This is a genomic window from Saccharopolyspora phatthalungensis (assembly GCF_014203395.1).
GTDB lineage: Bacteria > Actinomycetota > Actinomycetes > Mycobacteriales > Pseudonocardiaceae > Saccharopolyspora > Saccharopolyspora phatthalungensis.
In genome coordinates, this window is the sequence record NZ_JACHIW010000002.1 from 1,786,746 (window position 1) to 1,810,144 (window position 23,399).

General features: G+C 67.0%; 22 protein-coding genes and 1 pseudogene. 8 read left to right on the forward strand and 15 right to left on the reverse strand.

Annotated features, from left to right (window positions below):
- Positions 1-15: 15 nt before the first annotated feature.
- Positions 16-534, forward strand: coding sequence for a flavin reductase family protein (locus BJ970_RS34050; RefSeq protein WP_184731866.1), 519 nt, complete (start codon positions 16-18; stop codon positions 532-534).
- On the opposite strand, the gene BJ970_RS34055 is transcribed toward BJ970_RS34050, so the two are convergent.
- From BJ970_RS34055 to BJ970_RS34100, 10 genes are all read right to left on the reverse strand, one after another.
- Positions 531-1,532 (reverse strand): helix-turn-helix transcriptional regulator, encoded by a 1,002-nt coding sequence (locus tag BJ970_RS34055; RefSeq protein ID WP_184731868.1) that lies wholly within the window; start codon positions 1,530-1,532, stop codon positions 531-533. The two genes, BJ970_RS34050 and BJ970_RS34055, sit on opposite strands and share 4 nt — an antisense overlap.
- A gap of 80 nt (positions 1,533-1,612) precedes the next feature.
- Entirely contained in the window at positions 1,613-2,794 is a 1,182-nt protein-coding gene (locus BJ970_RS34060; RefSeq protein ID WP_184731870.1) for a cytochrome P450, read from the reverse strand.
- The gene (locus tag BJ970_RS34065; protein WP_184731872.1) at positions 2,787-3,974 is read right to left on the reverse strand and encodes an NAD(P)/FAD-dependent oxidoreductase; all 1,188 of its coding nucleotides are present in this window, start codon (positions 3,972-3,974) and stop codon (positions 2,787-2,789) included. Before BJ970_RS34065 ends, BJ970_RS34060 begins: the two co-directional genes overlap by 8 nt.
- On the reverse strand, positions 3,971-4,186 hold the full coding sequence (locus BJ970_RS34070) for a ferredoxin (RefSeq protein ID WP_184731873.1): 216 nt from the start codon (positions 4,184-4,186) through the stop codon (positions 3,971-3,973). Before BJ970_RS34070 ends, BJ970_RS34065 begins: the two co-directional genes overlap by 4 nt.
- Before the next feature lie 102 nt (positions 4,187-4,288).
- Positions 4,289-4,948: a nucleoside/nucleotide kinase family protein gene (locus BJ970_RS34075; RefSeq protein ID WP_184731875.1), complete on the reverse strand. Its 660-nt coding sequence runs from the start codon at positions 4,946-4,948 to the stop codon at positions 4,289-4,291.
- Positions 4,941-5,831 (reverse strand): sugar phosphate isomerase/epimerase family protein, encoded by an 891-nt coding sequence (locus tag BJ970_RS34080; RefSeq protein ID WP_184731877.1) that lies wholly within the window; start codon positions 5,829-5,831, stop codon positions 4,941-4,943. Before BJ970_RS34080 ends, BJ970_RS34075 begins: the two co-directional genes overlap by 8 nt.
- 33 nt (positions 5,832-5,864) lie before the next feature.
- Positions 5,865-6,845, reverse strand: coding sequence for a nucleoside hydrolase (locus BJ970_RS34085; protein ID WP_184731879.1), 981 nt, complete (start codon positions 6,843-6,845; stop codon positions 5,865-5,867).
- Positions 6,842-7,633: an ATP-binding cassette domain-containing protein gene (locus BJ970_RS34090; protein WP_184731881.1), complete on the reverse strand. Its 792-nt coding sequence runs from the start codon at positions 7,631-7,633 to the stop codon at positions 6,842-6,844. Before BJ970_RS34090 ends, BJ970_RS34085 begins: the two co-directional genes overlap by 4 nt.
- Entirely contained in the window at positions 7,630-8,670 is a 1,041-nt protein-coding gene (locus BJ970_RS34095) for an ABC transporter permease (protein WP_184731883.1), read from the reverse strand. Before BJ970_RS34095 ends, BJ970_RS34090 begins: the two co-directional genes overlap by 4 nt.
- Before the next feature lie 43 nt (positions 8,671-8,713).
- Positions 8,714-9,670 (reverse strand): substrate-binding domain-containing protein, encoded by a 957-nt coding sequence (locus BJ970_RS34100; protein ID WP_221468382.1) that lies wholly within the window; start codon positions 9,668-9,670, stop codon positions 8,714-8,716.
- Here BJ970_RS34100 and BJ970_RS34105 point away from each other — a divergent pair.
- Positions 9,654-11,117, forward strand: a complete 1,464-nt coding sequence (locus tag BJ970_RS34105) for an ROK family transcriptional regulator (protein WP_246472144.1) — start codon at positions 9,654-9,656, stop codon at positions 11,115-11,117. The genes BJ970_RS34100 and BJ970_RS34105 overlap by 17 nt on opposite strands.
- Before the next feature lie 308 nt (positions 11,118-11,425).
- Here BJ970_RS34105 and BJ970_RS34110 read toward each other — a convergent pair whose 3' ends face one another.
- From BJ970_RS34110 to tgmA, 3 genes are read right to left on the reverse strand one after another with little or no spacing between them, the layout of a single operon-like run.
- Positions 11,426-12,574, reverse strand: coding sequence for a methyltransferase domain-containing protein (locus BJ970_RS34110; protein WP_184731890.1), 1,149 nt, complete (start codon positions 12,572-12,574; stop codon positions 11,426-11,428).
- Positions 12,571-13,527: an MvdC/MvdD family ATP grasp protein gene (locus BJ970_RS34115; protein WP_184731892.1), complete on the reverse strand. Its 957-nt coding sequence runs from the start codon at positions 13,525-13,527 to the stop codon at positions 12,571-12,573. The genes BJ970_RS34110 and BJ970_RS34115 overlap by 4 nt, the downstream gene beginning before the upstream one ends.
- Before the next feature lie 3 nt (positions 13,528-13,530).
- Positions 13,531-13,857 carry a putative ATP-grasp-modified RiPP gene (gene tgmA / locus BJ970_RS34120; RefSeq protein WP_184731893.1) on the reverse strand — a complete coding sequence of 109 codons (327 nt, stop codon included), beginning with the start codon at positions 13,855-13,857 and terminating at the stop codon, positions 13,531-13,533.
- Between the two features lie 349 nt (positions 13,858-14,206).
- Here tgmA and BJ970_RS34125 point away from each other — a divergent pair, with 349 nt between their 5' ends.
- Positions 14,207-15,118, forward strand: coding sequence for a helix-turn-helix domain-containing protein (locus BJ970_RS34125; protein WP_184731895.1), 912 nt, complete (start codon positions 14,207-14,209; stop codon positions 15,116-15,118).
- 26 nt (positions 15,119-15,144) lie between these two features.
- Positions 15,145-15,354 carry a DUF397 domain-containing protein gene (locus BJ970_RS34130; RefSeq protein ID WP_312864598.1) on the forward strand — a complete coding sequence of 70 codons (210 nt, stop codon included), beginning with the start codon at positions 15,145-15,147 and terminating at the stop codon, positions 15,352-15,354.
- Positions 15,355-15,432: 78 nt separating this feature from the next.
- On the opposite strand, the pseudogene BJ970_RS40290 reads toward BJ970_RS34130, so the two are convergent.
- Positions 15,433-15,522, reverse strand: a pseudogene (locus BJ970_RS40290) (hypothetical protein); the annotation flags it as partial.
- Between the two features lie 263 nt (positions 15,523-15,785).
- On the opposite strand from BJ970_RS40290, the gene BJ970_RS34135 reads away from it, so the two are divergent.
- From BJ970_RS34135 to BJ970_RS34150, 4 genes are all read left to right on the forward strand, one after another.
- Positions 15,786-16,289 carry a MarR family winged helix-turn-helix transcriptional regulator gene (locus tag BJ970_RS34135; protein ID WP_246471944.1) on the forward strand — a complete coding sequence of 168 codons (504 nt, stop codon included), beginning with the start codon at positions 15,786-15,788 and terminating at the stop codon, positions 16,287-16,289.
- A gap of 148 nt (positions 16,290-16,437) precedes the next feature.
- The gene (locus BJ970_RS34140) at positions 16,438-18,225 is read left to right on the forward strand and encodes a chloride channel protein (protein ID WP_184731897.1); all 1,788 of its coding nucleotides are present in this window, start codon (positions 16,438-16,440) and stop codon (positions 18,223-18,225) included.
- A gap of 131 nt (positions 18,226-18,356) precedes the next feature.
- On the forward strand, positions 18,357-18,995 hold the full coding sequence (locus BJ970_RS34145; protein ID WP_184731899.1) for a DUF5134 domain-containing protein: 639 nt from the start codon (positions 18,357-18,359) through the stop codon (positions 18,993-18,995).
- 7 nt (positions 18,996-19,002) lie between these two features.
- Complete coding sequence (locus tag BJ970_RS34150) at positions 19,003-21,000, forward strand: bifunctional copper resistance protein CopD/cytochrome c oxidase assembly protein (protein WP_184731902.1); 1,998 nt, start codon at positions 19,003-19,005, stop codon at positions 20,998-21,000.
- On the opposite strand, the gene BJ970_RS34155 is transcribed toward BJ970_RS34150, so the two are convergent.
- A complete protein-coding gene (locus BJ970_RS34155; RefSeq protein WP_184731904.1) occupies positions 20,969-23,275 on the reverse strand; it encodes a heavy metal translocating P-type ATPase in 2,307 nt (768 codons plus the stop codon). The two genes, BJ970_RS34150 and BJ970_RS34155, sit on opposite strands and share 32 nt — an antisense overlap.
- Between the last annotated feature and the right edge of the window lie 124 nt (positions 23,276-23,399).

Consider the following 23,399-nt stretch of genomic DNA (forward strand, 5'->3'; position numbering starts at 1 on the left):
CCCGGGAGGTCACCGATGACCGCCAAGCAGGCAACGTCGTTCCGCGAGGTGCTCGGACACTTCGCCTCGGGAGTCACGGTCATCACCGGGATCACCGACGACGGGCCGGCCGGGTTCACCTGCCAGTCGTTCTCCTCGCTGTCCCTCGACCCACCGCTGGTGGTCGTCCTGCCCGGGAAGTCGTCCACCAGCTGGCCGCGGATCGCCGATACCGACCGCTTCTGCGTGAACATCCTCGCCGACCACCAGGATCAACTCAGCACCAGATTCGCCAGGTCCGGAGCCGACAAGTTCGCCGATGTCGCCTGGACTCCCTCACCGCTCGGCCAGCCCGTCCTCGACGGTGCCTGCGCGTGGATCGACTGCCACATCGAGGCGATCCACCCGGGCGGCGACCACCTCATCGTCGTCGGCGCCGTCGAGCACCTGTCCGCGAAACCGGACCGCCAGCCGCTGCTGTTCCACCGCGGGGCCTACGCCCGAACCTCCCGCTTAGGATCTCCACACCGGGATGCTCCTTCAGCCACGCGCTAAAGCATCTCGGAATTGACGCGCTTGAGCGTTGCAGACGGGCTGACGCCGTAGTGGGTCCGATAGAGACGCGCGAAACGCCCGTAGTTCGTGAAACCCCACCGCTGCGCCACCGCTTCGGTGGTGGTGCGGGAGAAGTCGTTGCGAACGAGCTCCTGATGTGCCCGCCGCAGCCTGACTTGACGCAGGTATGCCGTCGGGGTCGTCTGCAACTCGGTTCGGAACAACTCCTGCAGGGTCCGGACACTCACTGCGGCCGCCTTCGCCAGATCGGCCAACGACGGCAGGGTGTACTCATCCCCTTCCGCTGCTGCTAGAGCACGCCGTAGAACGCGGCTCCTTGCGGAAACCGGATCGGCCGCATCCGGGTCCAGTGTGGACAGCAGGCCGCTAAGCGCGAGACCCGAGACGTGTTCGGCCATCACGCCCTTCGTCAGCGTGCCGCTCGGTTGCCGCATCTCAAGCGCGAGCAGGCGCATGACCCAGGCCAGCACTCGGGCAGCGTCATCCCGGAGGTCTACCAGAAGCGGCGCGACAGGCTCGCGCAGGACGTGCTCTGCCGCAAGTGGTTGGTATGACGAGAGAACAGAGTTGTCGATGCGCAGCGTGGTCAGTTCCGTGTCAGGGCCCCAATCCTCATATCGGAGGCGGGCCCCGGGCGGAAGGAAGGCCAGCTTGTCGGGCGAGACGCGCACAGACTCGCGTCCCGCACTGATCGTGACCCCTCCCCGCCGTGGATGCAGCACGACGCAGCATGATCGCGGTGGCGGCGCTTCCAGCCGGATATTGCCGCTGATCTCAACCGCGCCGACATCGATCAGCGGGAGCCGGCTGGTCGCCAGCCGCAGTTCGAGCCGACTCGCCCTCCCGAGCATGGTGAGAAAGTTGGGAGCGTAAGCGGCCTCAAAGGCCGAGCTGGCCTCGTCGGGATCGGTGATGGTGATCGGGGCGAGAACGGGTTGGCTCGGCGGCACCTGATAGGACGTGCCACTGTGACGCATTCCACAAGTCTGTCGAATCTCCTACGGCCGTGTCAATGGCCGCAACGCACGTCAATGGCCACGGCGGCACGCGGTCCGGCTCAGCCGAGTACCACCAGCAGGTTCTTCGGTCGCCGCATCATCGGGGCGCGCACCTTTTCCCATTGGTAGGAGTCACTGAGGCTCATCCGGGGATAGGCGTCAAGCAGTGCGTTGAGGGCACAAACGCTCTCCAGCCGGGCCAGCGGCGCACCGATGCAAGTGTGGATGCCACGACCGAACGCCAGGTGCGCCGAGGCCGCATCGCGGTCCAGCCGGAACTCCTCGGCGTCCGGTCCCCACGATTGCTCGTCACGATTGCCCGACTGAAGGCTGATGAGCACCTTCGTCTCCGCGGGAATGACGGTGTCGCCGATGGTGTCTTCCCGCACGGCAGTGCGGAGCACGAACTGCAGCGGAGTATCGAGCCGGAGGCTTTCCTCCACGGCGTTGGCAACCTTGCTCCGGTCACGCGCGAGGGTCTGCCATTGATCCGTGGCGAGCAGCGAGTAGACCGTGTTGAGGATGAGGCTCCGAGTGGTGTCAGTAGCCGCGAGGATCAGCTGCATGATGTGGGTGACCGCCGCTACGTTGCTGAGCTCTTGCTCGCCGCTTTGCGGGTGCAGGAGTCCGTCGATGACATCTCGCAGTTCCGGAGGTCCGGCGCGACGCCGGTCAACGACCTCCGTGATGGCCTGGATCATGTTGCCCATCTCCGGGAGATCGATCAGCGGCTCTGGCATCGTCTCGTTGATGACGTCGGTCCAATCCTCCAGGTCTCGCCACAGATGCTCGGGGAGCCCGATGAACGCGAACACAACCGACGCCGGCACCGCGCGGACGAACGACTCGTAGAGGTCAACCTCACCGCTGGCGGGCAAGCCCGCCATGGCCTTGTCCACGATGCGTTCAACCTCGGGCCGCAACGCGCGCAGCCGTGGTGGTGCGAACCAGCGCAGAAGCCGGCCACGAAGCTCGGTGTGCTCGGGCGGGTCGATCATCGTGATCAGCTGCGCCGGCAGTTCGAGTTCACCGTCAATGGCGAAGTTGCCGCGGTTGGAGTACACCTCGGGCCGGCTCAGCACATACCGGACATCTTCGTCGGTGACGACACTGGCCAGGTTGGGGCGCGGGAACGACACCGGGCATCGCGTTCGGGCGACGGCCAGCGGCCCATCGGGATCGTTCAGGTGCGCGGCGTCGAGCGGGTTGAACGGCGGCGTTGCCGTCCGGTCTTCAGACATGGGTCGTCTCCTCGGTTGGTTCGGTAGGGGCGATGGCGGGCTCGCCGAGGGCACGCCGGAGCTGTCGCGACGAGATGGGATGATTGATCGCTGCGACCGCTACCGCTTGACCAGTGGGTGACCGCCAGCCCACGACGGCGGTGTCGCGGTCCAGGTCGCCGTCGATCACGCGGAGGCTCCCATGGACCGGAAGCGAGCCGAAGACGCGCACCGACAGCCCGAATACCTCGGTCCAGAAGTAGCCGGGCGGCGCTACGGCGTCGGGCAGCCCCAGGAGCGTGCATGCCGCCCGCCGTCCGTCGGCGATCGCGGCCGACCAGTAAGGGGTACGCGTCAGCCCGTGGGGCCCAACCGATGCGCGAACGTCACCGGCCGCCACCACGCGCTCACGCACGCGCCCCGAGGCAGCGGTGATCACGCTCCCATCGGTATGCAACGGGATCCCTGATCCGCGCAGCCAGTCGGTAGCCGGCCGGTCACCGACGGCCTCGACCACCAGGTCGGCTCCGAGGCGTCGGCCCGAGCAGAGCCGGAGCCCGAGGGAATGGTCCTGCTCCGCGGGAACGCCGGCCGGCTCATGGATGAAGTTGGCTCCTGCCTGGGTGAGGCGACGAGAGACCAGAGCCGACATCTCCGGGCCCAGCAGGCGCTTCAGCGGCGGCTCCCGGTCGACCACGTCCACGGTGGCTCCGCGCCGCAGAGCCGAAGTAGCGAGCTCAAGCCCCAAAAAACCGGCGCCCACCACGACGAGGTGCGTGCCGACGCGTAGCGCCCGCCCCAGCCTCGTCGCGTCGTCGATTGTGCGGACGGTGAGTGCGCCAAAGGCCGGCGGAAGGATTCGTCGCGGGTGGCACCCTGTCGCGAGGACAAGCCCGCCGTAGCGCAGGATCTCGGCGGACCGGCCCGCGTCGTTGTGGACGGTAACGGTGCGACGCTCCAGGTCCAGTGCCGTCGCGGTCGCGCCCGGCCAGAACTCCACGCCATCCGGCAATCCCGGAAGCGCGACAGCCTCGGACGTCAAGTCGCCTGCGAGGAACTGTTTGGAGAGCGCCGGCCGACTGTAGGGAGGATGCTGCTCGGCACCTACCAGCACCACGCGTCCCTCGTAGCCGAGCGAGACGAGCTCGTCCACGGCGCTCGATCCGGCGGCCGACGCACCGACCACGACGATCGGGCTCATGAAACCGGTCGCTTTTCGAGCCGCAGCGCGGCCACCGGGCATACGCGGACCGCCGCACGCAGCGCGGGCAGATCATCGGCCGCAACGGTCTCGTCGGTGACGACCAACAGGTCGTCGTCCATGCGGAGGTGGTTGGGGGCCTCCTCAACGCAAAGTCCGTGGCTTTCACAGCGCTCTAGGTCCGCGATCACAGTCCATACCTGTGCACCCATGTGTCCTCCTCGCCCGTCGTGAGGTCGGCGAGCCCGAAAGCATCGTCCGAGGAGCGAAGGTAAGAGCGTCTGTCGCCCAGCAGCGGACCGTTCGCGCAGACGTTAGGACAGATTGCGAAGGCTCGCAGGGCTCGGCGCCCTTGGGACGGCCGGGAGAACGAGGTCGGCTTGGTGGCCGGTTCGCTTGATTCGCTCGGCGTTGCGCTCATCCACCCGCGCCACCCACTCTTGGGCTTGCGCCGGTGTCTTGCCGAACCGGACGTGCCGGGCCACCAGCCGCGCCTGGCGTGTCTCGTCGTCGATGTCGCAGAACCAGACCTCGTCCAGTTGTGCCCGGATTTCGGGCCACGGTTGCGCGCTGTCGAGGAGGTAGTTCCCTTCCGTCAGGACGAGTCGGGTGCCCGGGAACACCGGAATGTGGCCGGCCACCGGCTGTTCGATGTCGCGGTCGAAGTTCGGGGCGTACACGGTGTTCCGGGTGTCGTGCCGGATTCTGGTCAGCAGCGCCAGATACCCGTGTGCGTCGAAGGTTTCGATCGCGCCTTTGCGCGCCTTGATCCCGAGCCTGTCGAGCTCGGCGTCGGCGAGGTGGAAACCGTCCAGGGGAACGCAGGTCGCTCGGACCCGGTCCGGGTCGATGCGATCGACGAGCGATTCGGCGAGCGTCGACTTCCCGGCACCCGGGCATCCGGCGATGCCCACGATCGTTCGCCGCTGACGCTCGCAGAGCCGCTCCAGCCGCTCGACCAGCTCGTCATCCATGCTTGGCCGGTCCGCTCACCGCGAGCATCGCGGTGGTGAAGTTCAGCGCGTGGTCGGCGAGTTCCCTGCCGTCTTCCCACAGGTCTCGCCACACGGCGAGGTCGTCGGACAGTCCCCTGGCCACGACCGAGGACGAGAACGACTCGAAGGTGATCGGGCCCCGGTAGCCGATGTCTCCCAGCGCGTGGAAGAAGCTGGTGAAGTCGATGTGCCCCGAGCCGAGGAAGCCGCGGTGGTTCTCTCCGATGTGGACGTAGCCGAGCCGGTCGCCCACCTCGCGGACGGGGCGCGCCATGTCGGCCTCTTCGATGTTCATGTGGTAGGTGTCCAGGTGGACCATGACGTTGTCGGCGCCGATGTCGTCGGCCAGCTCCACCGCCTGGCGCGCGGTGTTGACAAGGTTGGTCTCATAGCGGTTGCAGACCTCAAGGCCGAGCGTGACGTCATTGTCCGCGGCAGCCGTGGCGAGTTCGCGGATGACGCTGACCGCGTTGGCCCGGCCCGCCGGCGTTGGTGCGGCCGGGTATTTGCCCAGCGCGCTGAACAGTGCTCCGGTGAAGATCCGGCCGCCCAGGCCGACGGTGGTTTCCAGGCTGGCACGCAGCAGCGCCGCACCCCGCTTGACGACCGCCGGATCGTCGCTGGACACGTCGGCGTCGAAGGCCAGCCCACGGGAACACACGACGCCGAGCCCCGCCTCCGCAAGCAGGGTCCGCGTTCCCGGCACATCCAGCCGTTCCAGGTCATGCAGCGACAGCTCAAGCAGGTCGAAGCCGGCTTCGCTCGTGCTGCGGACCGCGTGCCGGATCGAGTCGGGGGTGGTGTCGCCGACCCACACGAGGGCGTGAATGCCCAGGGAGTTCGCCCGGAGGGGCTTATTCATGAGCTTTTCCTTGCCTGTTGCAGTTGAAACGGTCTATTCGGTGCAGATCGCGTCGACGATCTCGCGGACTACCGCCCCGCCGTCGATGGACGTGAGCACTCGCATGTTCGGTTTTGCGCCGGGCAGGATCACGGTCTGGCCGGTGGTCAGTTCTCCCTGGGTCTCCACGGCAACGGCGAGATCGGTGAAACCGCCAAGCCCCGGGTCGGCCGTGACCGCCACGGCCAGCGGGTCGTAGAGCACGCACCCCGGCGCCCAGTCGAACATCGGCGCTTCCAGATAGGTCTCGCACACCTCGGCGAAGATGCGGGTCCGGCCGGCCCGGGCGGGATCGAGCGCGCGAATCGTCTGTTCTTCCAGGACCAGTCCGGTGGCGGGATTGGTCACGTCCAGCCCCACCATCGTCAGGTCCACGCCGGAGCGGAACACGATGTCCGCGGCCTGCGGGTCGAAGTAGATATTGCACTCCGCGGTCGGGGTGATGTTTCCCCGGCCGTATTCGGTATTCATGCCGAGCGCACCGCCCATGAACACCACACCCGCGAGTTCGGTGGCGACCGCGGGCTCGGCCAGCATCGCCATCGCGAGATTGGTCTGCGGGCCGACCGCCACGACCGTCACTTCGCCCGGATGGCCACGAACGGCATCGATGATGAACTCCGCTGCGCGCTGCCCGCTCGCCGCCTCGGCAAGCGGCGGCAACGGAATCCGGCCTTCTCGCCCGCGTTCGCCCGCATACGCCTGTTCGAGCTCGCGGGGCAGCCGCCCGGACAAGGGCGCAGCGGAGCCGACCGAGACCGGCACATCGCTGCGGCCGGCCGCGTCCAGCACCGCCGCAGCACCGCGCGCCCCGAGTGCCGGCGGGCAGTTGCCGAAGGTGGTGGTGACGCCGAGCAATTCCAGCCGTGGATCGCTGAGCGCCAGCAGCAGTGCGATGGGGTCGTCGGCGTCGGTGCCGGGGATGCCCACGCCCGGATCGGTATCGAGGATGATCTTGCGTGGACCGGTGTTCATGACGCACCACCACTGTCCGCCGGCAGCGCGCCCGTCATGATGGCGACGGCCTCGGCGGGTGTGTGGGTCTGCGGCGTCACCACGGCCACCGCGCGGCCGAGCCGTTGGATCTGAATGCGGTCGGCCACCTCGAAGACGTTCGGCATGTTGTGGCTGATGAGGATGACGCCCAGACCGCGGTCGCGGAGCTCCCGCACGACGTCGAGCACCTGCTGGGTCTCCCGGACCCCGAGCGCCGCGGTCGGCTCGTCGAGAACGACCACCCGACCGCCGAACGCCACCGCCCGCGCGATGGCCACGGCCTGACGCTGCCCGCCGGAAAGGGTCTCCACCACCTGCGTGATGTTCTGGATGGTTCGGATCCCCAGGGCGCCGACCTTTTCCTCGGCCTGTCTCCGCATCGCGCGGTGGTCGAGCATCCGCAGCACGCGTCCCAGCGGGCCACGACGGCGCACCTCGCGGCCGAGGAAGAGATTGGTCGCGATGTCGAGTTCGGGCGCGAGGGACAGGTTCTGGTACACCGTTTCGATCCCGGCCGCACGGGCGTCCTGCGGGCGGCGGAAGCGCACCTCGGCTCCCGCCACGGAGATGGTGCCAACGTCCGGAATCTCCGCCCCCGTCAGACATTTGACCAGGGTCGACTTCCCGGCCCCGTTGTCACCGATCAGCGCAAGGACCTCGCCCGCGTACAGGTCGATGTCAACCCCGTCGAGGGCGACCACCGGCCCGTAGGTCTTGACCAATCCTCGGGCGGAGAGTGCCGGCGTGCTGTCGGCCGTCGCGGTCATCGGGTTGCTCCCGTCCGGCGGATCCACTGGTCCAGCGCGACCGCCGCGATGATCAGCAGCCCGATCGCGAGCGTCTGGTAGAGCACGTCGACGCGGGCCAGCGAGAGGCCATTGCGGAAGAACCCGACCGTGACCGCGCCGAGGAACGTGCCAAGCAGTCGGCCCCTACCGCCGAACAAGCTGGTTCCGCCGATGACGACCGCCGTGATCGAGTCGAGGTTGACATCGACCGCCGCGCTGGTCGTCGCCGCGTTGTTGCGGCCGATGAGCACCCAAGCCGAGAGCGCGACGAGCACCCCGGCGACCACGTACACGCTCAGCAGAACGCGTTTGGTGCTCACACCCGACAGCCGAGCCGCCTGCGGATCCGAACCCACCGCGTAGACGTGTTTGCCCCATGCGGTCTGGGACAGCGCGAAACCGAGCGCCAGGTACATGGCGATCACCAGCGCGACGCCGACGGTGAGCTGGAACGGCCCGACCGGGAACGACGTGGACGTCCAGGTCAGGAAATCCCCAAGCTTCTCGCCGTTGACCGACTGCCCGTTGGTCATCAGCAGCGCGAGCGCGGTGAACACGCTGAGCATGCCGAGTGTGGTGATGAACGGCGGTAGCTTCACCTGTGCCACGAGCACGCCGTTGATCAACCCGGCGGCCGCGCCGACGCCGATCCCGATGGCGAAGGCCCAGGGGCCGGGAACGCCCGCAAGACCGGCGAGAAAGCCCATCACCATCGACACGAAGATCATCAGCGCGCCGACCGACAGGTCGATTCCCGCGGTCAGGATGACGAGGGTCTGACCCGCCGCCAACGCGCCGATGATCGACACCTGCTGCAAGATCAGCGATAGGTTCGATGGCAACAGGAACCGGTCGTTGGTGAACTGGAATGCGATGGCGGCGATCACCAGTACCACGAGCGGACTGATCTCGGGATGTCGGTGCAATACGCGCTGCACGCGCTGGAGCGGACTCAGCGGGCGCCGCTTGAACGCTTCGGCAGCGGTCAGGTCGCTGCTACGAGTAACGGTTGACACAGTGCACTTCTTTCTCAAATCGAGCCGACCGGCGTTGGCTCGATCAGTAGCAGTTCTGCATGCCTTGCTGCGAAGTGATGCCCTGCAGCCCACTGACCTGCTTGTCGGTGACCAGGGCGATACCGGTGTCGGTGAAGTTCTTCCCGGGGTCGGGGTTCGGCTTGACGCCGTTGCGCTTGTACTTGACGACGGCGTCCACCCCACTCGCGCCCATCTTGCCGGGGTACTGCTGCGCGTCCGCCCCGAACTGGCCGCTGACTACACCCTTGATGCCGTCGCAGCTTCCGTTGATGGTCACCACCTGCGCGGTGGTGTTCCCGGCGGCTTTCAACGCCTGCACGGCACCGAGAGCGGACGGTTCGTTCGCGGTGTAGACGACATTGATGCCCGAGTCGAGGGAAAGGCATTTCTCCATGGCGGTCCGCCCGCCATCCTCGGCACCATCGCTGGCCTCGTTGCAGGCGATCCGGTAATCGCCCGCAGCGTACCTGCCGGACTTGGCCTCGTCGCCATTGCGATTCGGGTCGTTCAGCGCAATCCCCATACCCGCGAGGAAACCCTGGTCCCGCTCGTAGTCGACGCTGACGACCTTGTCGGCGAACAGGTCGATCAGGGCGATCGTCGCCTTGTTGCCCGCCAGCTTTCCCGCGGTCCACTGGCCGACCACCTGCCCCGCATGGCGGTTGTCCGAGGCGTACGTCGCCGAAACGAGGTCCGCGGGCGCGGTCGGGGTGTCCAGCGCGATGACGAAAACGCCGGCCGCCTGCGCCTTCTTGATCGCATCGTTGACGGCTGGGCCGTTGTTGGCGATCATGATGGCGTCGTCCCCGCGGGCGGTCGCGTTCTCGATCGCCTGGATCTGGCCGTCGGTGTCGGTCTGGTCCTTTCCGGACGCGACCGCCAGGTCCACGTTGCTCTGCTCGGCGGCCTTCTTCGCGCCGTTGATCATGGCAACCCAGTACGGGTCACTCGGGTCCTTCGTGATGATCGTGACGTGCAACGTACGGTCGGCGGCGTTGCCACTGGAGTTCCCGGAACATCCGGTGAGTGCCATTGCGGCTGCCGTAACCACGGCACCCGCTGCCAGAACCGTGCGACGAGTCCGAAAGCGTGCCATCTCAGCTCCGTCGATGAGTGACTTTGTCCAGGTGGGACAGTCTGTTCGCATCAACGTACATTACGACTTCCAAGTACACAATTATGAATTTGAAAAACGTAATGGGAGGTGCCAAGCTGACCTCATGCCCTCGAACAACGTCTGGCTCCGTGACACGCCCGGTGCGCTGATCCCCCTCTTCCGCGAGCACCGCGACGGACTCACCAAGTCCGAAACGATGCGGCTCACCGGCCTGTCCCGGACCGCCGTGTCCCAACGCATCGACGCACTGGTCGAAGCCGGTTACCTGACCTCTGGGTCGACGACGGCCGGCGATGTTCGGGGCAGACCGGCCGAACGCTTCACCATGCATGTCCGCAGAGGCGTGCTTTTGGTGGCCGACACCGGCGCAACGGAGGTGCGAACGGCGCTCTGCGATCCGCTCGGCGCGGTGCTCGAAGAACAGTGCGGGCCACTCGACATCACCGAGGGCCCCGAGCAGATCCTGTCGCTGATCGCGGCCCGCTTCGACGATCTCCTGCAGCGCGCCGGGGTCGCCCACGACAGGGTCCTTCGCATCGGCCTCAGCCTGCCCGGACCGGTGGACCACGACCGCCAGCGAGTGGTCCGGCCACCGATCATGACCGGCTGGGACGACTACGACATCGCCGAGCGGTTGGCTCGCGACTTCGCCTGCCCGGTCACCGTCGAGAAAGATGCCAACGCCATGGCACTGGGCGAATACCGGCAGGTCTACCCGCACACCCCGGCACTGGTATTCGTCAAAATCGGCACCGGGGTCGGCACCGGCCTGATCATCCACGGCGACATCTACCGCGGCGCCGACGGGGCAGCCGGCGACATCGGCCACGTACCGCTGCACGGGCAGCCGACCGACAAGGCGCCGCAGTGCCGCTGCGGCAACGACGGGTGCGTCGAGGCTTATGCCGGCGGCTGGGCACTCGCGCGCGACCTCAGCGCCGCCGGCTTCCCCGCGCGATCGGTAAACGAGTTCATCGACCATGTGCGCAGCGGCAACCGCATGGCGCTACAACTGGTGAAGCAGGCCGCGACCATCGTCGGAACCGCGGTCAGCGACATCGTGAACATGGTGAACCCACGAATCGTCGTCTTCGGCGGCCAACTCGCCGAACTCGACGACATCCTGCTCGCCACCGCCCGGAACGTGATCTACGGCCGATCACTACCGCTGGCAACACGAAACCTGCGCATCGCCGCCACCACACTGTCCGCTCCCGGTGTCCACGGCCTCGCGCAACTGCTGGCAGACCAAGTCAACTCAGCCGCCGCCGTAGACGCCATACTGACAAAAACCGCACCACGCGAGTGAACAAAGCCATTCCGGGCCACACCGCCACACAGGTCATGGGACCAAAAGTCCTCAACGGACAAGCACAATCGCACCGGACGCGGTCTGCTCAGCCTTCGGTGTTCTTGTTGATGCCTTTGGAGATGAGGTCCATGACCGAGGAGTCGGCGACGGTGGTGACATCGCCGACTTCGCGGTTTTCGGCTTGCCCGCAACGCCTGCGGCGATGCGAAGTTCGGTCCGGTCGAGGGCGCCCCGGACGGAGAGCGCCTTGAACCTACCCGGTATTCCTCAGGCCGAACCGCTCAACGTCGACCAGGACTACGCCGTCACGGAAGCGTCCAGCTCGGCCCGGTGGGCCTGTCGACCCACACCACGTGAGCCCGATCGGTCACCGTGAGTCCGAGCCGCGACCACTCCGGCCGACCGTGCGCCGACCAGATGTCCCGCGCCTGTTCGACGGCCGACCACAACGACACGGGACCGGCTTCCCACACCTTCCGGCCGTCGCGGGTGGAGTCGAGCGAGACCTCACACCACGAGCCGTCAGGACAGCTCAGCGACACGGCTTCGGGTTGCTCCGTCTCGAGATTCAGGGTGTAGCCGAACCGCACGCCCGACGGCATGCACAGGCACGCCAGGAACCACCACACCGGGGATTCCCACGGGCGTTTTTCCATCACCGACGTGTACCGGTGGCGCGCCTGCTGCCGGTCCCGCTTCGGGTATCCGGAACGCGGCGGATGCGTCTCGCCCCGCATGAGCATGAACGCCGAGAAGCCGTCAACGAACCATCCTTCGGCGCCGTTGCCGTGTCGGCGCAGCGACACGAGATTCCCCGTGCTCGTCCCGACTTTCAGATCAGCGAGGATCGTCCCGCCTTCGCGGGTCTGCTCCATCCACGCCGTCGGAATCCGGTTCACCGCGCAGGTAGCAATGATCCGATCGAACGTTCCGCCGCCCGGCCACCCGGCGGTGCCGTCGGCGGTCGCAAGATGCGGCGCGTAGCCGACGCGGTGAAGGTTCTTCCGCGCCTGCTCGACGAGCTCGCCGTCCAGGTCCACAGAGAACACTTTCCCGTCGCCAAGCCGATGCGACAGCAACGCCGCGTTGTACCCGGTCCCGGTCCCGATCTCGCACACCGTGTCCCCATCATGGACGTCGAGCGCTTCGAACATCCGCGCCATGAGACCGGGCGCCGAAGACGACGACGTCGGCCCAATTCCGCCGTGGTGCAGCTCGCCGAGCTGAGTCACCAACGGCGCGTTGGCGTAGACCCGTTCCAACCAGCGTTCAGGGTCCGAGTCTGCGGTGACCTCGTGCCACTGCCGATCGCGCTGTTCGTAGAACTTCGGCACGAACTCATGCCGGGGAACCGCCCGCATCGCCGCCTGCCATTCCGGCGCGGCGACCTTGCCCTTTTCCACCAGTTCGTGGACCAGGTCATCGGCAAGACCTGGCCATGCTGTGACCGTCATGTGAGTCCCTTCGTCGGTAGCCGCGCCATCGCGCCGACCATGTCGGCGCCGGTCGCTGATTCCAAAAAACCGAACTGAGGTCCGGAGTTGGCTTCCAAGAACACCCATTCGCCATCCGGGCGGACGATGAAATCGGCGCCGGTATAGGTGAACCCCAACCGGCGCATGAGCCGCGATAGTCCCTCGTGGACACTCGCCGGAAGCTCGATGAGCGAATACTTCGCGCCTTCCGGATCGGCTCGCCAGTCCTCTCGGCCGCCGTCTCCGGCGTCAATCCGGATCGGGAACCACGAATCACCAATGACGGTGAGGCGCACCTCGTACGCCTTCGGTACCCACTGCTGAATGGTAGACGCCGTCATCCCTACGCCGTCGAGTTCGTCGAGATCGGCGGCCGCGAGGCGGTGCGTGTAGCTCAGATAAGCCTGCCCGTGCGACGTCATCCCGGCGCCGCCGAGCGGCTTCGACACCACGTCGGGATGCTCGGCAACGAAGTCCCGGACCGCGTCGTCAGAGTTCGTGATCACGGTGTCGGCAACGGTGAGCCCGCATTCAGCCGCAACCGCCCACTGATACGGCTTATAGAGCGCGTCGGCGCACCGGTTCGGAGAGTTCGCCCAAATCACACCGGGAAGCGCCGCGAGCACACCGCCGAGCCCGAGCTTCGCTTCACGGAATACGAAGTTCCGCGCTGCGGCGTCCAATCCGGGCGGAACCGAGTACCCCGAAGGGTTGCGGTACCACACGGACCGCAACCCTTCGAGCGTCACCGAGTGGTGCTCGGTACTCACCAGACCAGACCACCGGCCGCCGCGTAGGCGGGCGTCGAGCTGTAACCGTTGCGGGAATTCCGCAAGGTCGGCGCGGAGCACCCGAACGCCCGCCGTCGTCAGCCGTTCGACGACCGCGTCCGCCGTCGGGTCGAAGTCACGAGCGAGTACGAGCACCGACATCGATTACAGTTCCTCCCAACCGAATTCCTCGCTCGACGGCCCGTCTTCGCCGTCAGTGGAGTAGTCCGTCGTCGTCCAGTCCTTATCCATCTGCGGCGCCAAGGGCGCCCCGGACCGGTCGACGGCGATCTGTCGTTCGCCGTCGAAGTGGTACTCCGGCGCCGCCGGGCGCTCGACCGGGGTGCGCCAGCGCAGGCCGAACGGCGTCGGCGCCGCCTGGGCAAGCTCGGTCGGCTCGCCGAGCTCACGCACGCCTGGCGCGAACTTCATCCCGTGAGAGGCGAGCGGATCGATCTCTTCGTCAGTGCCTCGCGTAAGTGCTCCGGTCATGGTTGGAAACCCTCCCGTAATCAGTCCTGGTCGTGTCCACGGTTTGACTCAACGTTCACCCGGTCTTGCGGATCACCTCCGTTCGGAGTGTGCGGACGGACTACCGCGCCGAGCACCGCTGATCGGGCGCGGTCGCTTTGAGGTCACAGCCGTTCGAGAGCGTCGATCACTTCAAGCAGAACCTCCGGGGGGCACTGCACCGGGGAGACGGCGGCGTGAGCCGCTTCGGCTCGCAGGCGATCGGCTTCGCGATCCTCGTCCCGCTTCGGCCACGCCGGAGCATCGGGCTCGACGTAGGCCGTGAACCAAGTTCGTACAGGCGGTTCGGACAGACGGCGGCCCCCCGGCAATGAATCGCCGTCGCGGCGGCGCGCAAGGATCACCCGCATACCGGCCGCCCGTGGCGCGTTGCGGGACCACCGGCCGGGACGCGGACTCGCCACGTCCCGGCCGGTGGCATGGCTCGGCCGTTCGCCACGAGTCCGGCAAGACGGTCAAGGACGCCGCTGCGTGGCTCGGTATGGGCGAGTCCAACGTGTCGAAGATCGAAAAGGCGAAGCAGGCGATCAAAGTCCAGACCGTTCGCGCGCTCTGCCAGTTCTACGACGTCGACGCATCGAAGGCTGACTACCTCATCAAGCTTGCGAACGAATCGAATCAACGCGGATGGTGGTCGCAGTACCGCGAAACAGTCCCGGATTGGTTCCGGCAATTCATCGTACTTGAAGCCGACGCGCTCGACTTGTGGACGTACGAAAATGAATACGTGCCCGGCCTGCTGCAAACTGCGGACTATGTTCGGGCGCTCATGCGAAGCAATCAGCCGACCATGACGGATGAGAAAGTGGGGCAACAGGTCCGACTTCGGCGGGAACGCCAAGAACGACTCGACGGAGACTATCCGCCGCGCTTGCACTTCTTCATCAACGAAGCGATTATCCGTCGGCCTGTCGGCCCTCCGGAGGTTATGCGCGAACAACTCGCGCACCTGATCGAATCGTCGAAGCTCGATCATGTCGATTTGCGCATCGTGCCGTTTTCTGCCGGTTCGCATCCGGGCATGTCCGGACCGTTCGTGATGTTTCAGTTTCCGGAGGAGGACGCGCCCGCATTTGTCTACCTGGAGCACGAGCGCGGCGCGGTCTACCAGGAGGACCCCGGCGACATCGATCGATATACGGTCATCGTCGCCGAGCTCGAACGGCTCTCGTTGAGTCCAGCCGACTCACGCGAGATGCTGAGCGAGGCAGCCAACCAGTGAAGCGAGCAGACCTGAGAGGGGCACACATGATGCCCGAACAAGCCTACCGCGCATGGCGCAAGTCGAGCCGGTCCGGCACCAACGGCGGCAACTGCGTCGAAGTTGGCTTAGGCGACACCGGCCGCGCCGTCCGCGATACCAAGCAGGCGGCCGACCCGAATCGCCCCATGCTGGAGTTCAGCGGGCACACCTTCTCCGCATTCCTAGACCGGGTGAAGTCCGGCGAGCTCGGCTGATCAGAAAGCCAAAGCAGCCAACACAACCGCGCCCCCGTCTCTCCACAGTGGAGGGCGGGGGCGCTTTTGCGTTCATGTTCACTCGCAGTCGACCGCGTTCTCCCGGAGCCACCGGTCGACGTCGGCGCGCCGATACCGCACCTGCCCGCCTAGGCGCTGATACGCGGGACCGGTTCCCTTCTATCGCCAGTCGCGGAGCGTGCCCGTCGCCACCTGAAGGAACGCGGCGAGCTCACCCGGCGTAAGCAGCTGCTACATTCGTGCACTCCTTCCCGCCTGACCTGCGCGGATATCGCCTGATCATTCCCGCCGGTGACGATCGGTCAAGACGGACTCACCGAGGACCGCTCTCCCGGCCGCAGCCATCGAATATCCGTGTCTCCCTAGGTGCGATGGGAGCTGTGGACGAAGTCGTGGGGTAAAACAGACGCATGTCCAGAACGAAGGGTGGCGGCCGGATGCCCGCTGATGATGTCGATGCCGTCACGGATGCGGTGTTGACGGCGTCGCGTCTGCTGGTGGCGGTCTCGGCCCGTTCGGTCGCCGCGGTCGACGAGTCGCTCACCTTGCCGCAGTTCCGGCTGCTCGTGGCCCTTTCGGGACGTGGCTCGCTCAAACTTGCCACGGTCGCGGAATTGCTCGGGGTCAACCCGTCCACGGTGACGCGGATGGTCGATCGTCTGGTGGCGGCCGAACTGGTCGACAGGCAGACCAATCCGTCGTCGCGGCGGGAGAATGTGGTGTCGCTGACCTCGGCCGGCGTCGAGGTGGTGCGCGGCATCACGGAAAAGCGCAGGACCGAGATCGCGAAAATCGTTGGGCGGATGCCCGCCTCGGCGCGCACCGGCCTGGTCGATGCGCTCTCCGCTTTCGCCGAGGCAGGCGGGGAACCGCCGGTCCGCAGTTCGCCGTATGACGCCCCGGATTGGCGCTGATCCTGCTCGCGAACCTCGCGATCCCCTCCGACAGTCACTCCTTGCGTTCGACGCCGCACGTTCAGGCGTTCGCTGGGCGCGATCGCATCGGTGTGGCTGGCGGCACATCGCCTATTCATGCCGTGGGCAAGTATTGCACACTGCATGCGTGACGCTCGCCAACGGTGGAAATCGTGAACGGGGTGCCGGGACGCTTCCGGTACCCGCGCGCCAGCCGCTCGGACTTTGGCTGCGGGAGAGCTCGACGGGACTCGTCGCGCTGGCCTTGGCGATCGGCGCCGGTGCCGGCCTCGGCGCGATCGTGTTCCGCTGGCTGATCGTCACGTTCACGCACGTCTTTTCCGGGCACGACGATTACTCCGGCGCGGGCCGTGCGGCGCATCCCTGGTTTCCCTGGCTGGGGCCGTGGTTCCTGTTATTGGCCCCGGTACTGGCCGGCCTGGTGTACGGGCTGCTGGTGCAGCGATTCGCCCCGGAGGCCCGGGGGCACGGTGTGCCTGAAGTGATGTACGCGGTCGCCGAGCGCGGCGGCCGGATCCCGACTCAGGTCAGTGCCGTCAAGGCGCTTGCTTCGGCCATGTGCATCGGGTCCGGGGGCTCGGTCGGCCGGGAAGGGCCGATCGTGCAGATCGGATCGGCGCTGGGATCCACGCTCGGTCGCGCGGTCCGGCTTCCCGAATCGCGCCTGCGGATCCTGGTCGCTTGCGGCGCGGCCGGTGGGATCGCCGCAACGTTCAACGCACCGCTGGCGGGTCCGTTCTTCGCCATGGAGTTGATCCTGGGCGACTTCGCGGTGGATTCCTTCGGCGCGGTCGTGCTTGCCAGTGTGACCGCCAGCGTCGTCGGCCGCGCGGCGTTCGGCAACACGGCCTTCCTGGAGCTGCCCGCGTTCACTGTGCACAATCCGATCGAGTACCTGCTGTTCCTGGGTCTCGGCGTTGTCGTTGGTGGATGCGGGGTTCTGTTCACGCGGGTGCTATACCTCGTCGAGGACGTGTGCGACTGGGCATGGCGCGGCCCGGAATGGTTGCGTCCCGCGGTGGGCGGCGTGCTGTTGGGTGGGCTGCTGCTGGCGCTGCCCGAGATGTACGGTGTCGGTTATCCGGTCCTGCACAACGCGGTCACGGGCCGATACCTGTTCGGGTTCTTGCTTCTTCTCCTACTGGGCAAGATCCTGGCGACCAGTCTCACCATCGGCATCGGCGGTTCCGGAGGCGTGTTCGCGCCCTCGTTGTTCATCGGGGCGATGGGTGGCACGGCCTTCGGCATCGTGGTGCACAGCTGGCTACCGCAGCTGACGGCGTCGCCCGGAATGTACGGCCTGATCGGAATGGGAGCCGCTTTCGCCGGGGCCGCTCGTGCCCCGATCACCGCGATCATCGTGTTATTCGAACTCACCGGCCAGTACGGCATCATTCTCCCGCTGATGACGGCGATCGTCATTGCCACCCTCACCAGCCGGGCGTTGTCCCGCGACACCATTTACACCCTCAAGCTCCGTCGGCGGGGTGTCCATCTCGATCGGAGTCCGGACGAGCGCCGGATGGCCGGCACCGTGGTCGGGACGGCGATGGAGGAACTTCCCGAGCCGCTGCCGGAGCGCGCCGCGTTGGCGGACGCCGCTCGTGCACTCGCCTTGTCGGGGCATGGAATCTTGCCGGTGGTCGGGGGCGACGGCCAGTACCACGGATGCGTGACCGCGCGCGCGGTCGCCGAGGCACTGGGGGCCGATTCGTCGGTCGGGTCCACCGTGGCCGATCTTGCCGAGCTGCCACCGCTGGTGACGCGCGAAACACCGCTGGCCGATGCGCTCGCCGCGCTTTCCCATGCGGGGGGAACGGGACTTCCCGTCCTAGCGGAGAAGAACCGGCTCACGGGGTGGGTTACCCACCAGTCCGTGCTCAACGCCCTATACGGCTCGGCCGTGCCGAGATGAGACCGGTTCCGCGGATCGGCGCCCGCAAAAACCGCGCCTTTTCCTACTACGCCGCAGCGAAATTCGCAAATTTACTCCACATAGGACTGTCAAGTTGAGAGAGGCCGCGCCGGGCGGGAGAGGAGGTCAAGATGTCAGGCTCGCCGCTGCTACCGGACTGGCTTCGGATCGGGTGGGCCGTGCTGTTGGCCGCAACGGTGGTGCTGCACACGCGGCACGCGATCACGATGAGTGGACAACGTCGCTGGTGGCACGCCGGTCACTCGATCATGGCCGCCGGCATGATGCTGATGTACGCGCTGCCGAGGCTGTCGCATCCGCTGCCGTATCGGGTGGGGCTGGTGGTGTTCATCGTTTTCGCAGTGCTGCTCGTGGCCGCCACATCGTGGTTCGCGGGCCGGGAGGGCGTTGTGAACCCGCTGTGGGCGGCTTCGACCGCTGACGTCGTGGTGATGGTCTACATGCTGGCACCCATGTCGGTGCGGACCTCGGTGCTGACCTGCTTGTTCGCCGGTTACCTCGGCTGCCAGGTCGCGGCGTGGGCGCTGGGGCTGTGGACGCGGATTCCCCTGCTCGACCGGTCGGCCCAGGTCGCAGCCGAGACGAATGAGGCCGGTGGTGGCGGTGTCCCCGATGGTGGCGGTGTCCCCGATGGTGGCTGCGTGCTCGAACGGCGAGTCGTCGCGTTGACCGCGCATTCGTCGCCGACGGTGCTGGCGAGCCTGTCCCTGATGGCCGGCGGCATGGCGTACATGCTCGTGGCGATGTGAGGTCGTGATGGCAGGATCGGACGAAGCGCAGCCCCGTCGCCAAACTCGATGGCCGTCGAGGCGGCGTTGGATCGCCGCCGCTGTCGTACTGGCGGCCGGGGCGGTCGCGGCGCTGGCGTGGGCAGCTGGTGCGCAGCCGTACCTCGATGTGGGAAATGCCAATCCTGGCGCACTGACGGCCATAGGGACACCGGTCCTGAAGCTGCTGGCGGATCTGTCCGCCGCCGTCTGCGTCGGTTCGCTGGCGTTCGCCGTGTTGTTCACCCGTCCGCAGCGGTCTGGCCAGGTCTGCGCCGGTGCGTTCGCGGAACTTCGGATGGCCGGTGCCTCGGCGTGGGTGTGGTCGGCGAGTGCGCTGACGTTGGTGCCGTTCAGCGCGGCCGACACGGCGGGATCACCTCTTACCGAGGTGGTGGTTCCCGGACAACTCATCGGGTTGCTCGGAGCGCTGGAGACACCCCGGGCGTGGCTGATGACCGCGCTAGTGGCGGTGATTGTCGCGGTGGGATGCCGGGCGGCACTGCGTTGGGTGTCGGCGTTGTGGTTGCTGGTCGGCGCGCAATTCGCGGTCCTTCCTCCGCTGGTGACCGCGCACGGTTCCGCCGATGCCGGACATGACCTGGCCCTCGCCGCGATCGTGATCCACGTGCCTGCCGGGATGTTGTGGATCGGTCTGCTGTTTGCCGTCCTGCGCCAGACCCGTCGCGGTGCCGACCTGCTTCCCGAGCAGCTGCGGCGGTACGGCTGGTGGGCCAACGGGTGCTGGCTGGTGCTCTTGATCACCGGCGGCGTGTTGAGCGCGGTGTTCGTCCCGCCTGCCGCCGTGTTCACTAGCGCTTACGGTGGTGCGCTGCTGGTCAAGGTGGTGGTGGTCGCCGTGCTCGGAATCGCCGGGATCACCCTTCGCGAGCACGCGAAAAAGGATGCGGCGGGGAAACGCACGACTCGACTGATCCGGTTCGGAGTGGCCGAGTTCGCGATGCTGCTGGGCGTGCTGGTGGTCTCTGTCGATCTCACCCACCTGCCCTTACCCGACTTCTTCGGCAGGGCGAGAACGACGACCCAGACACTGCTGGGCTATGACTTGGCGGGGCCGCCGACTCTGTCGCGTTTGGTGCTCGACTGGCGGATCGATGTCTTCTTCGCCCCCTTGGCTTTGCTGCTCGCGGTCGGCTACTTGCTGGGCGTGCGGCGTCTCCGCGCTCAGGGGCGGTCCTGGCCGGTGATCCGGACGGGAGCATGGTTGGCGGGGTGCCTGGCACTGCTGGTAGCGACCTCGTCCGGACTCGGCCGGTACGCGGCTGCGATGTTCAGCATGCACATGGCCAGCCACATGCTCGTATCCATGCTGGTGCCATTGTTGCTGGCCTTGGGCGGGCCCCTGACGCTGGTGCGGGCGGCGGCTTCGCGCACCGATGGTGCAACGCTGCCTCGGGTGCGGGACGTGGTGGATTTTCTAGTGCATTCAGCGCTGTTTCGGGGCATGACGCACCCAGTGGTCACGGTGGCGTTGTTCGCCGGGGCGCCGTTCGCGCTGTACCTGACCGGCATCTACGACGCCGCCGTTCGGTTCCACTGGGCGCATCTGGCCATCAACGCCTTCTTCTTGATCGTCGGCTACGTCTTCCTGGGGTCGGTAGTGGGAGTTGATCCGATGCCCCGTGCGCTGCCCAACATCGCGCGGGTCGGCATGCTGCTGGCGGCGATGCCCTTGGACGTAGTCTTCGGTGCGACGCTGATAAGCACCGACCGGGTCATCGGCAATGGTGCTGCCGCCTCGAACATGTACCAAGCCCTGGCACTGCCCTGGGTGCCGGATTTGCATGCGGACCAACGATTCGCCGGGCTCTTGGCGCTGGCCATCGGGGAACTGGTGCTGCTGGTCGTCCTGGTCGCGCTGGTCGCGCGGTGGAGTCAGCTCGACGATTCGCCGGGCGAGTCCGGCCTGGAGGGATACCGATCCATTGGCGATTTCAATGAAAATCGGCGCGTTGATTTCCGTTGAAATCGCCGTACTTCGGCGCGGCTGGAGCGTCGAACCGGCGCAGCCGCAGGCTGTTGGACACCACGAACAAGGACGACAGCGCCATCGCGGCGCCTGCGATCAGCGGGTTCAGCAGCCCCAACGCCGCCAGTGGGAGCGCGGCGAGGTTATAGCCGAATGCCCACATCAGATTGCCGTGAATGGTCCGCAGGGTCGCCCGGGAAAGCTTGATGGCGCCGGGGACGACGTCGAGATCCGTACGGACCAGGATCAGATCGGCCGCGCCGAGTGCGACGTCGGTGCCGGTGACCACGGCCAGCCCGAGGTCGGCGCGGGCGAGTGCCGGCGCATCGTTGACGCCGTCGCCCACCATCGCGACCGTGCGGCCATCGGCCTGAAGCCGCTCGATCGCGGCGGCCTTGTCCGCCGGCAGCACCTGCGCTGCGACGTCTTGGACACCGAGCTCGGCGCCGACGGCTCGCGCGGTGGCCTCGTTGTCGCCGGTTAGCAACACCGTGCGCAGACCCATGGCGTGCAGTTGGGAGACTGCACGCTTGGCGCTGGGACGCAGCGTGTCCATCACCGCGAACAGTCCCGTGACGATGCCGTCGCAGGCGACGGCCACCGTGGTGCGGCCGGCGGTTTCCCATTGGACGCGGGTCGCCTCCAGTTCCGCAGGCAACGCGATCCCCGACTCGGCGAGCAGACGTGCCGAACCCACAAGCACCTCGTGGCCATCCACGTTGCCCCGCGCGCCCAGTCCCGGCAGGCCGCGGAAGTCCTCGGCCGCGGGCGGCTCGCCGATCTCCTCGCGAGCGAGGGTGGCGATGGCTCGGGCGATTGCGTGCTCGGAGGCGTTCTCCACCGCACCCGCGTGGCGCAACACGGCTTCCCTGCTCGCATTTCGGGCCAACCGCACCTCGACGACGGTGACCTCCCCCGTGGTCAATGTGCCGGTTTTGTCCAACACCACGGTGTCGATCGCCCGCGCCGATTCCAACGCTTGGTGCCCCTTGATGAACACCCCGAGTTGGGCCCCGCGACCCGACGCCGCCATGAGCGCCGTCGGTGTGGCCAGCCCGAGGGCGCAGGGACACGCGATGATCAAGACCGCCAGCCCGGCGCGAAACGCATCCTCGACGGGGCTGCCCAGCATGAACCAGGCGCCGAAGGTTGCCAGGGCCAGCGCGAAGACGACCGGCACGAAGACACCCGAGACACGGTCGGCGAGGCGTTGCACCGCGGCTTTGTCGTGTTGCGCTTGCTCCACCAACCGCACAAGTTGCGCCAGTTGAGTGCGGCTGCCGACCTGGACGGCCCGCACGATCAGGCGCCCGCCCAACGCCACCGTGCCGCCGAGAACCCGGCCGCCAACCCCAACCTCGGCCGGGATCGACTCGCCGGTCATGGAGCTGCTGTCCACGGCGCAGTCGCCCTGTTCGACTTCCCCGTCGGTGGCGATCGTCTCTCCGGAGCGGACGATGAACCGGTTGCCGACCCGGAGCTCACCGACCGGGATCCGGCGTTCCTGCCCAGCATCGTCGAGCAGGGTCACGTCCTTCGCGCTCAGGGACGCCAGCGCATGCAGGGCCCCGCCGGCGCTCCGCTTGGCCTTCGCCTCGAACAGCCGGCCGGCCAGCACGAAGATCGTGACGCCGACGGCGACATCGAGGTAGATGGATCCGCCCGGCCGAAGGATCAGACCCCACACTCCGTCGGTCTCCTGGCCCGCGCTCCCGTGGCCGAACATCGTGTAGGTCGACCAGCAGGTCGCCGCGACAACGCCCAGCGAGATCAAGGTGTCCATGGAACTGGTGCCCTGCCGGCCGGCGGCGAGCGCCTTGCGATGAAACGGCCCGGCGCTCCACGCCACGACCGGCAAGGTCAGCGCCAGGACCACCCATTGCCAATACGGAAACCGCAGGGTTGGCACCAGTGCCAGGGTGAACGAGAGATCGGCGACCGGAACGCCGAGCAGCAAAGCGACCGCGAGTCGGTGCCACAGGAAGCGAACCCGGTCGGGCTCCGCCTCGGTGTCCGGGGCCATGCTCGGCGCCGGCTTGGCCGTGTATCCCGCCTTCACTACCGCTGCGATCAAACTATCGACGTCGAGCGGTTCGGCGCCGTGCACCATCGCCTGCTCGCTGGCGAAGTTGACGCTCGCGCGCACGCCGTCGAGCTTGTTGAGCTTGCGTTCCACCCGTGCCGCGCAGGCGGCGCAGGTCATCCCGCCCACCACCAGCTCAACCGTGTGCGTCCCGGACTGTGAAGTTCCGGACAAGGATGCCAACGCCATGTGGTGCCTCTCGACGTCCGTTCGACGGTCGGTTGCGCGACCCGCCGGCGAACCCGGCCGGGCGGGATTGTCACCCCGCAACACTATGCCGCATTATGCAACTCTTGCTTTGTGCAATAATTGC

Coding starts and splice junctions, on each gene's coding strand:
- BJ970_RS34155 (WP_184731904.1), bottom strand. CDS start 23,275: ATGGCGTTGGCATCCTTGTCCGGAACTTCACAGTCCGGGACGCACACG.
- BJ970_RS34150 (WP_184731902.1), top strand. CDS start 19,003: ATGGCAGGATCGGACGAAGCGCAGCCCCGTCGCCAAACTCGATGGCCG.
- BJ970_RS34075 (WP_184731875.1), bottom strand. CDS start 4,948: ATGGATGACGAGCTGGTCGAGCGGCTGGAGCGGCTCTGCGAGCGTCAG.
- BJ970_RS34070 (WP_184731873.1), bottom strand. CDS start 4,186: ATGGGTGCACAGGTATGGACTGTGATCGCGGACCTAGAGCGCTGTGAA.
- BJ970_RS34145 (WP_184731899.1), top strand. CDS start 18,357: ATGTCAGGCTCGCCGCTGCTACCGGACTGGCTTCGGATCGGGTGGGCC.
- BJ970_RS34135 (WP_246471944.1), top strand. CDS start 15,786: ATGTCCAGAACGAAGGGTGGCGGCCGGATGCCCGCTGATGATGTCGAT.
- BJ970_RS34090 (WP_184731881.1), bottom strand. CDS start 7,633: ATGACCGCGACGGCCGACAGCACGCCGGCACTCTCCGCCCGAGGATTG.
- BJ970_RS34085 (WP_184731879.1), bottom strand. CDS start 6,845: ATGAACACCGGTCCACGCAAGATCATCCTCGATACCGATCCGGGCGTG.
- BJ970_RS34130 (WP_312864598.1), top strand. CDS start 15,145: ATGATGCCCGAACAAGCCTACCGCGCATGGCGCAAGTCGAGCCGGTCC.
- BJ970_RS34115 (WP_184731892.1), bottom strand. CDS start 13,527: ATGTCGGTGCTCGTACTCGCTCGTGACTTCGACCCGACGGCGGACGCG.
- tgmA (WP_184731893.1), bottom strand. CDS start 13,857: ATGACCGGAGCACTTACGCGAGGCACTGACGAAGAGATCGATCCGCTC.
- BJ970_RS34065 (WP_184731872.1), bottom strand. CDS start 3,974: ATGAGCCCGATCGTCGTGGTCGGTGCGTCGGCCGCCGGATCGAGCGCC.
- BJ970_RS34055 (WP_184731868.1), bottom strand. CDS start 1,532: ATGCGTCACAGTGGCACGTCCTATCAGGTGCCGCCGAGCCAACCCGTT.
- BJ970_RS34105 (WP_246472144.1), top strand. CDS start 9,654: ATGATCGTGACGTGCAACGTACGGTCGGCGGCGTTGCCACTGGAGTTC.
- BJ970_RS34050 (WP_184731866.1), top strand. CDS start 16: ATGACCGCCAAGCAGGCAACGTCGTTCCGCGAGGTGCTCGGACACTTC.
- BJ970_RS34060 (WP_184731870.1), bottom strand. CDS start 2,794: ATGTCTGAAGACCGGACGGCAACGCCGCCGTTCAACCCGCTCGACGCC.
- BJ970_RS34110 (WP_184731890.1), bottom strand. CDS start 12,574: ATGACGGTCACAGCATGGCCAGGTCTTGCCGATGACCTGGTCCACGAA.
- BJ970_RS34080 (WP_184731877.1), bottom strand. CDS start 5,831: ATGAATAAGCCCCTCCGGGCGAACTCCCTGGGCATTCACGCCCTCGTG.
- BJ970_RS34125 (WP_184731895.1), top strand. CDS start 14,207: ATGAATCGCCGTCGCGGCGGCGCGCAAGGATCACCCGCATACCGGCCG.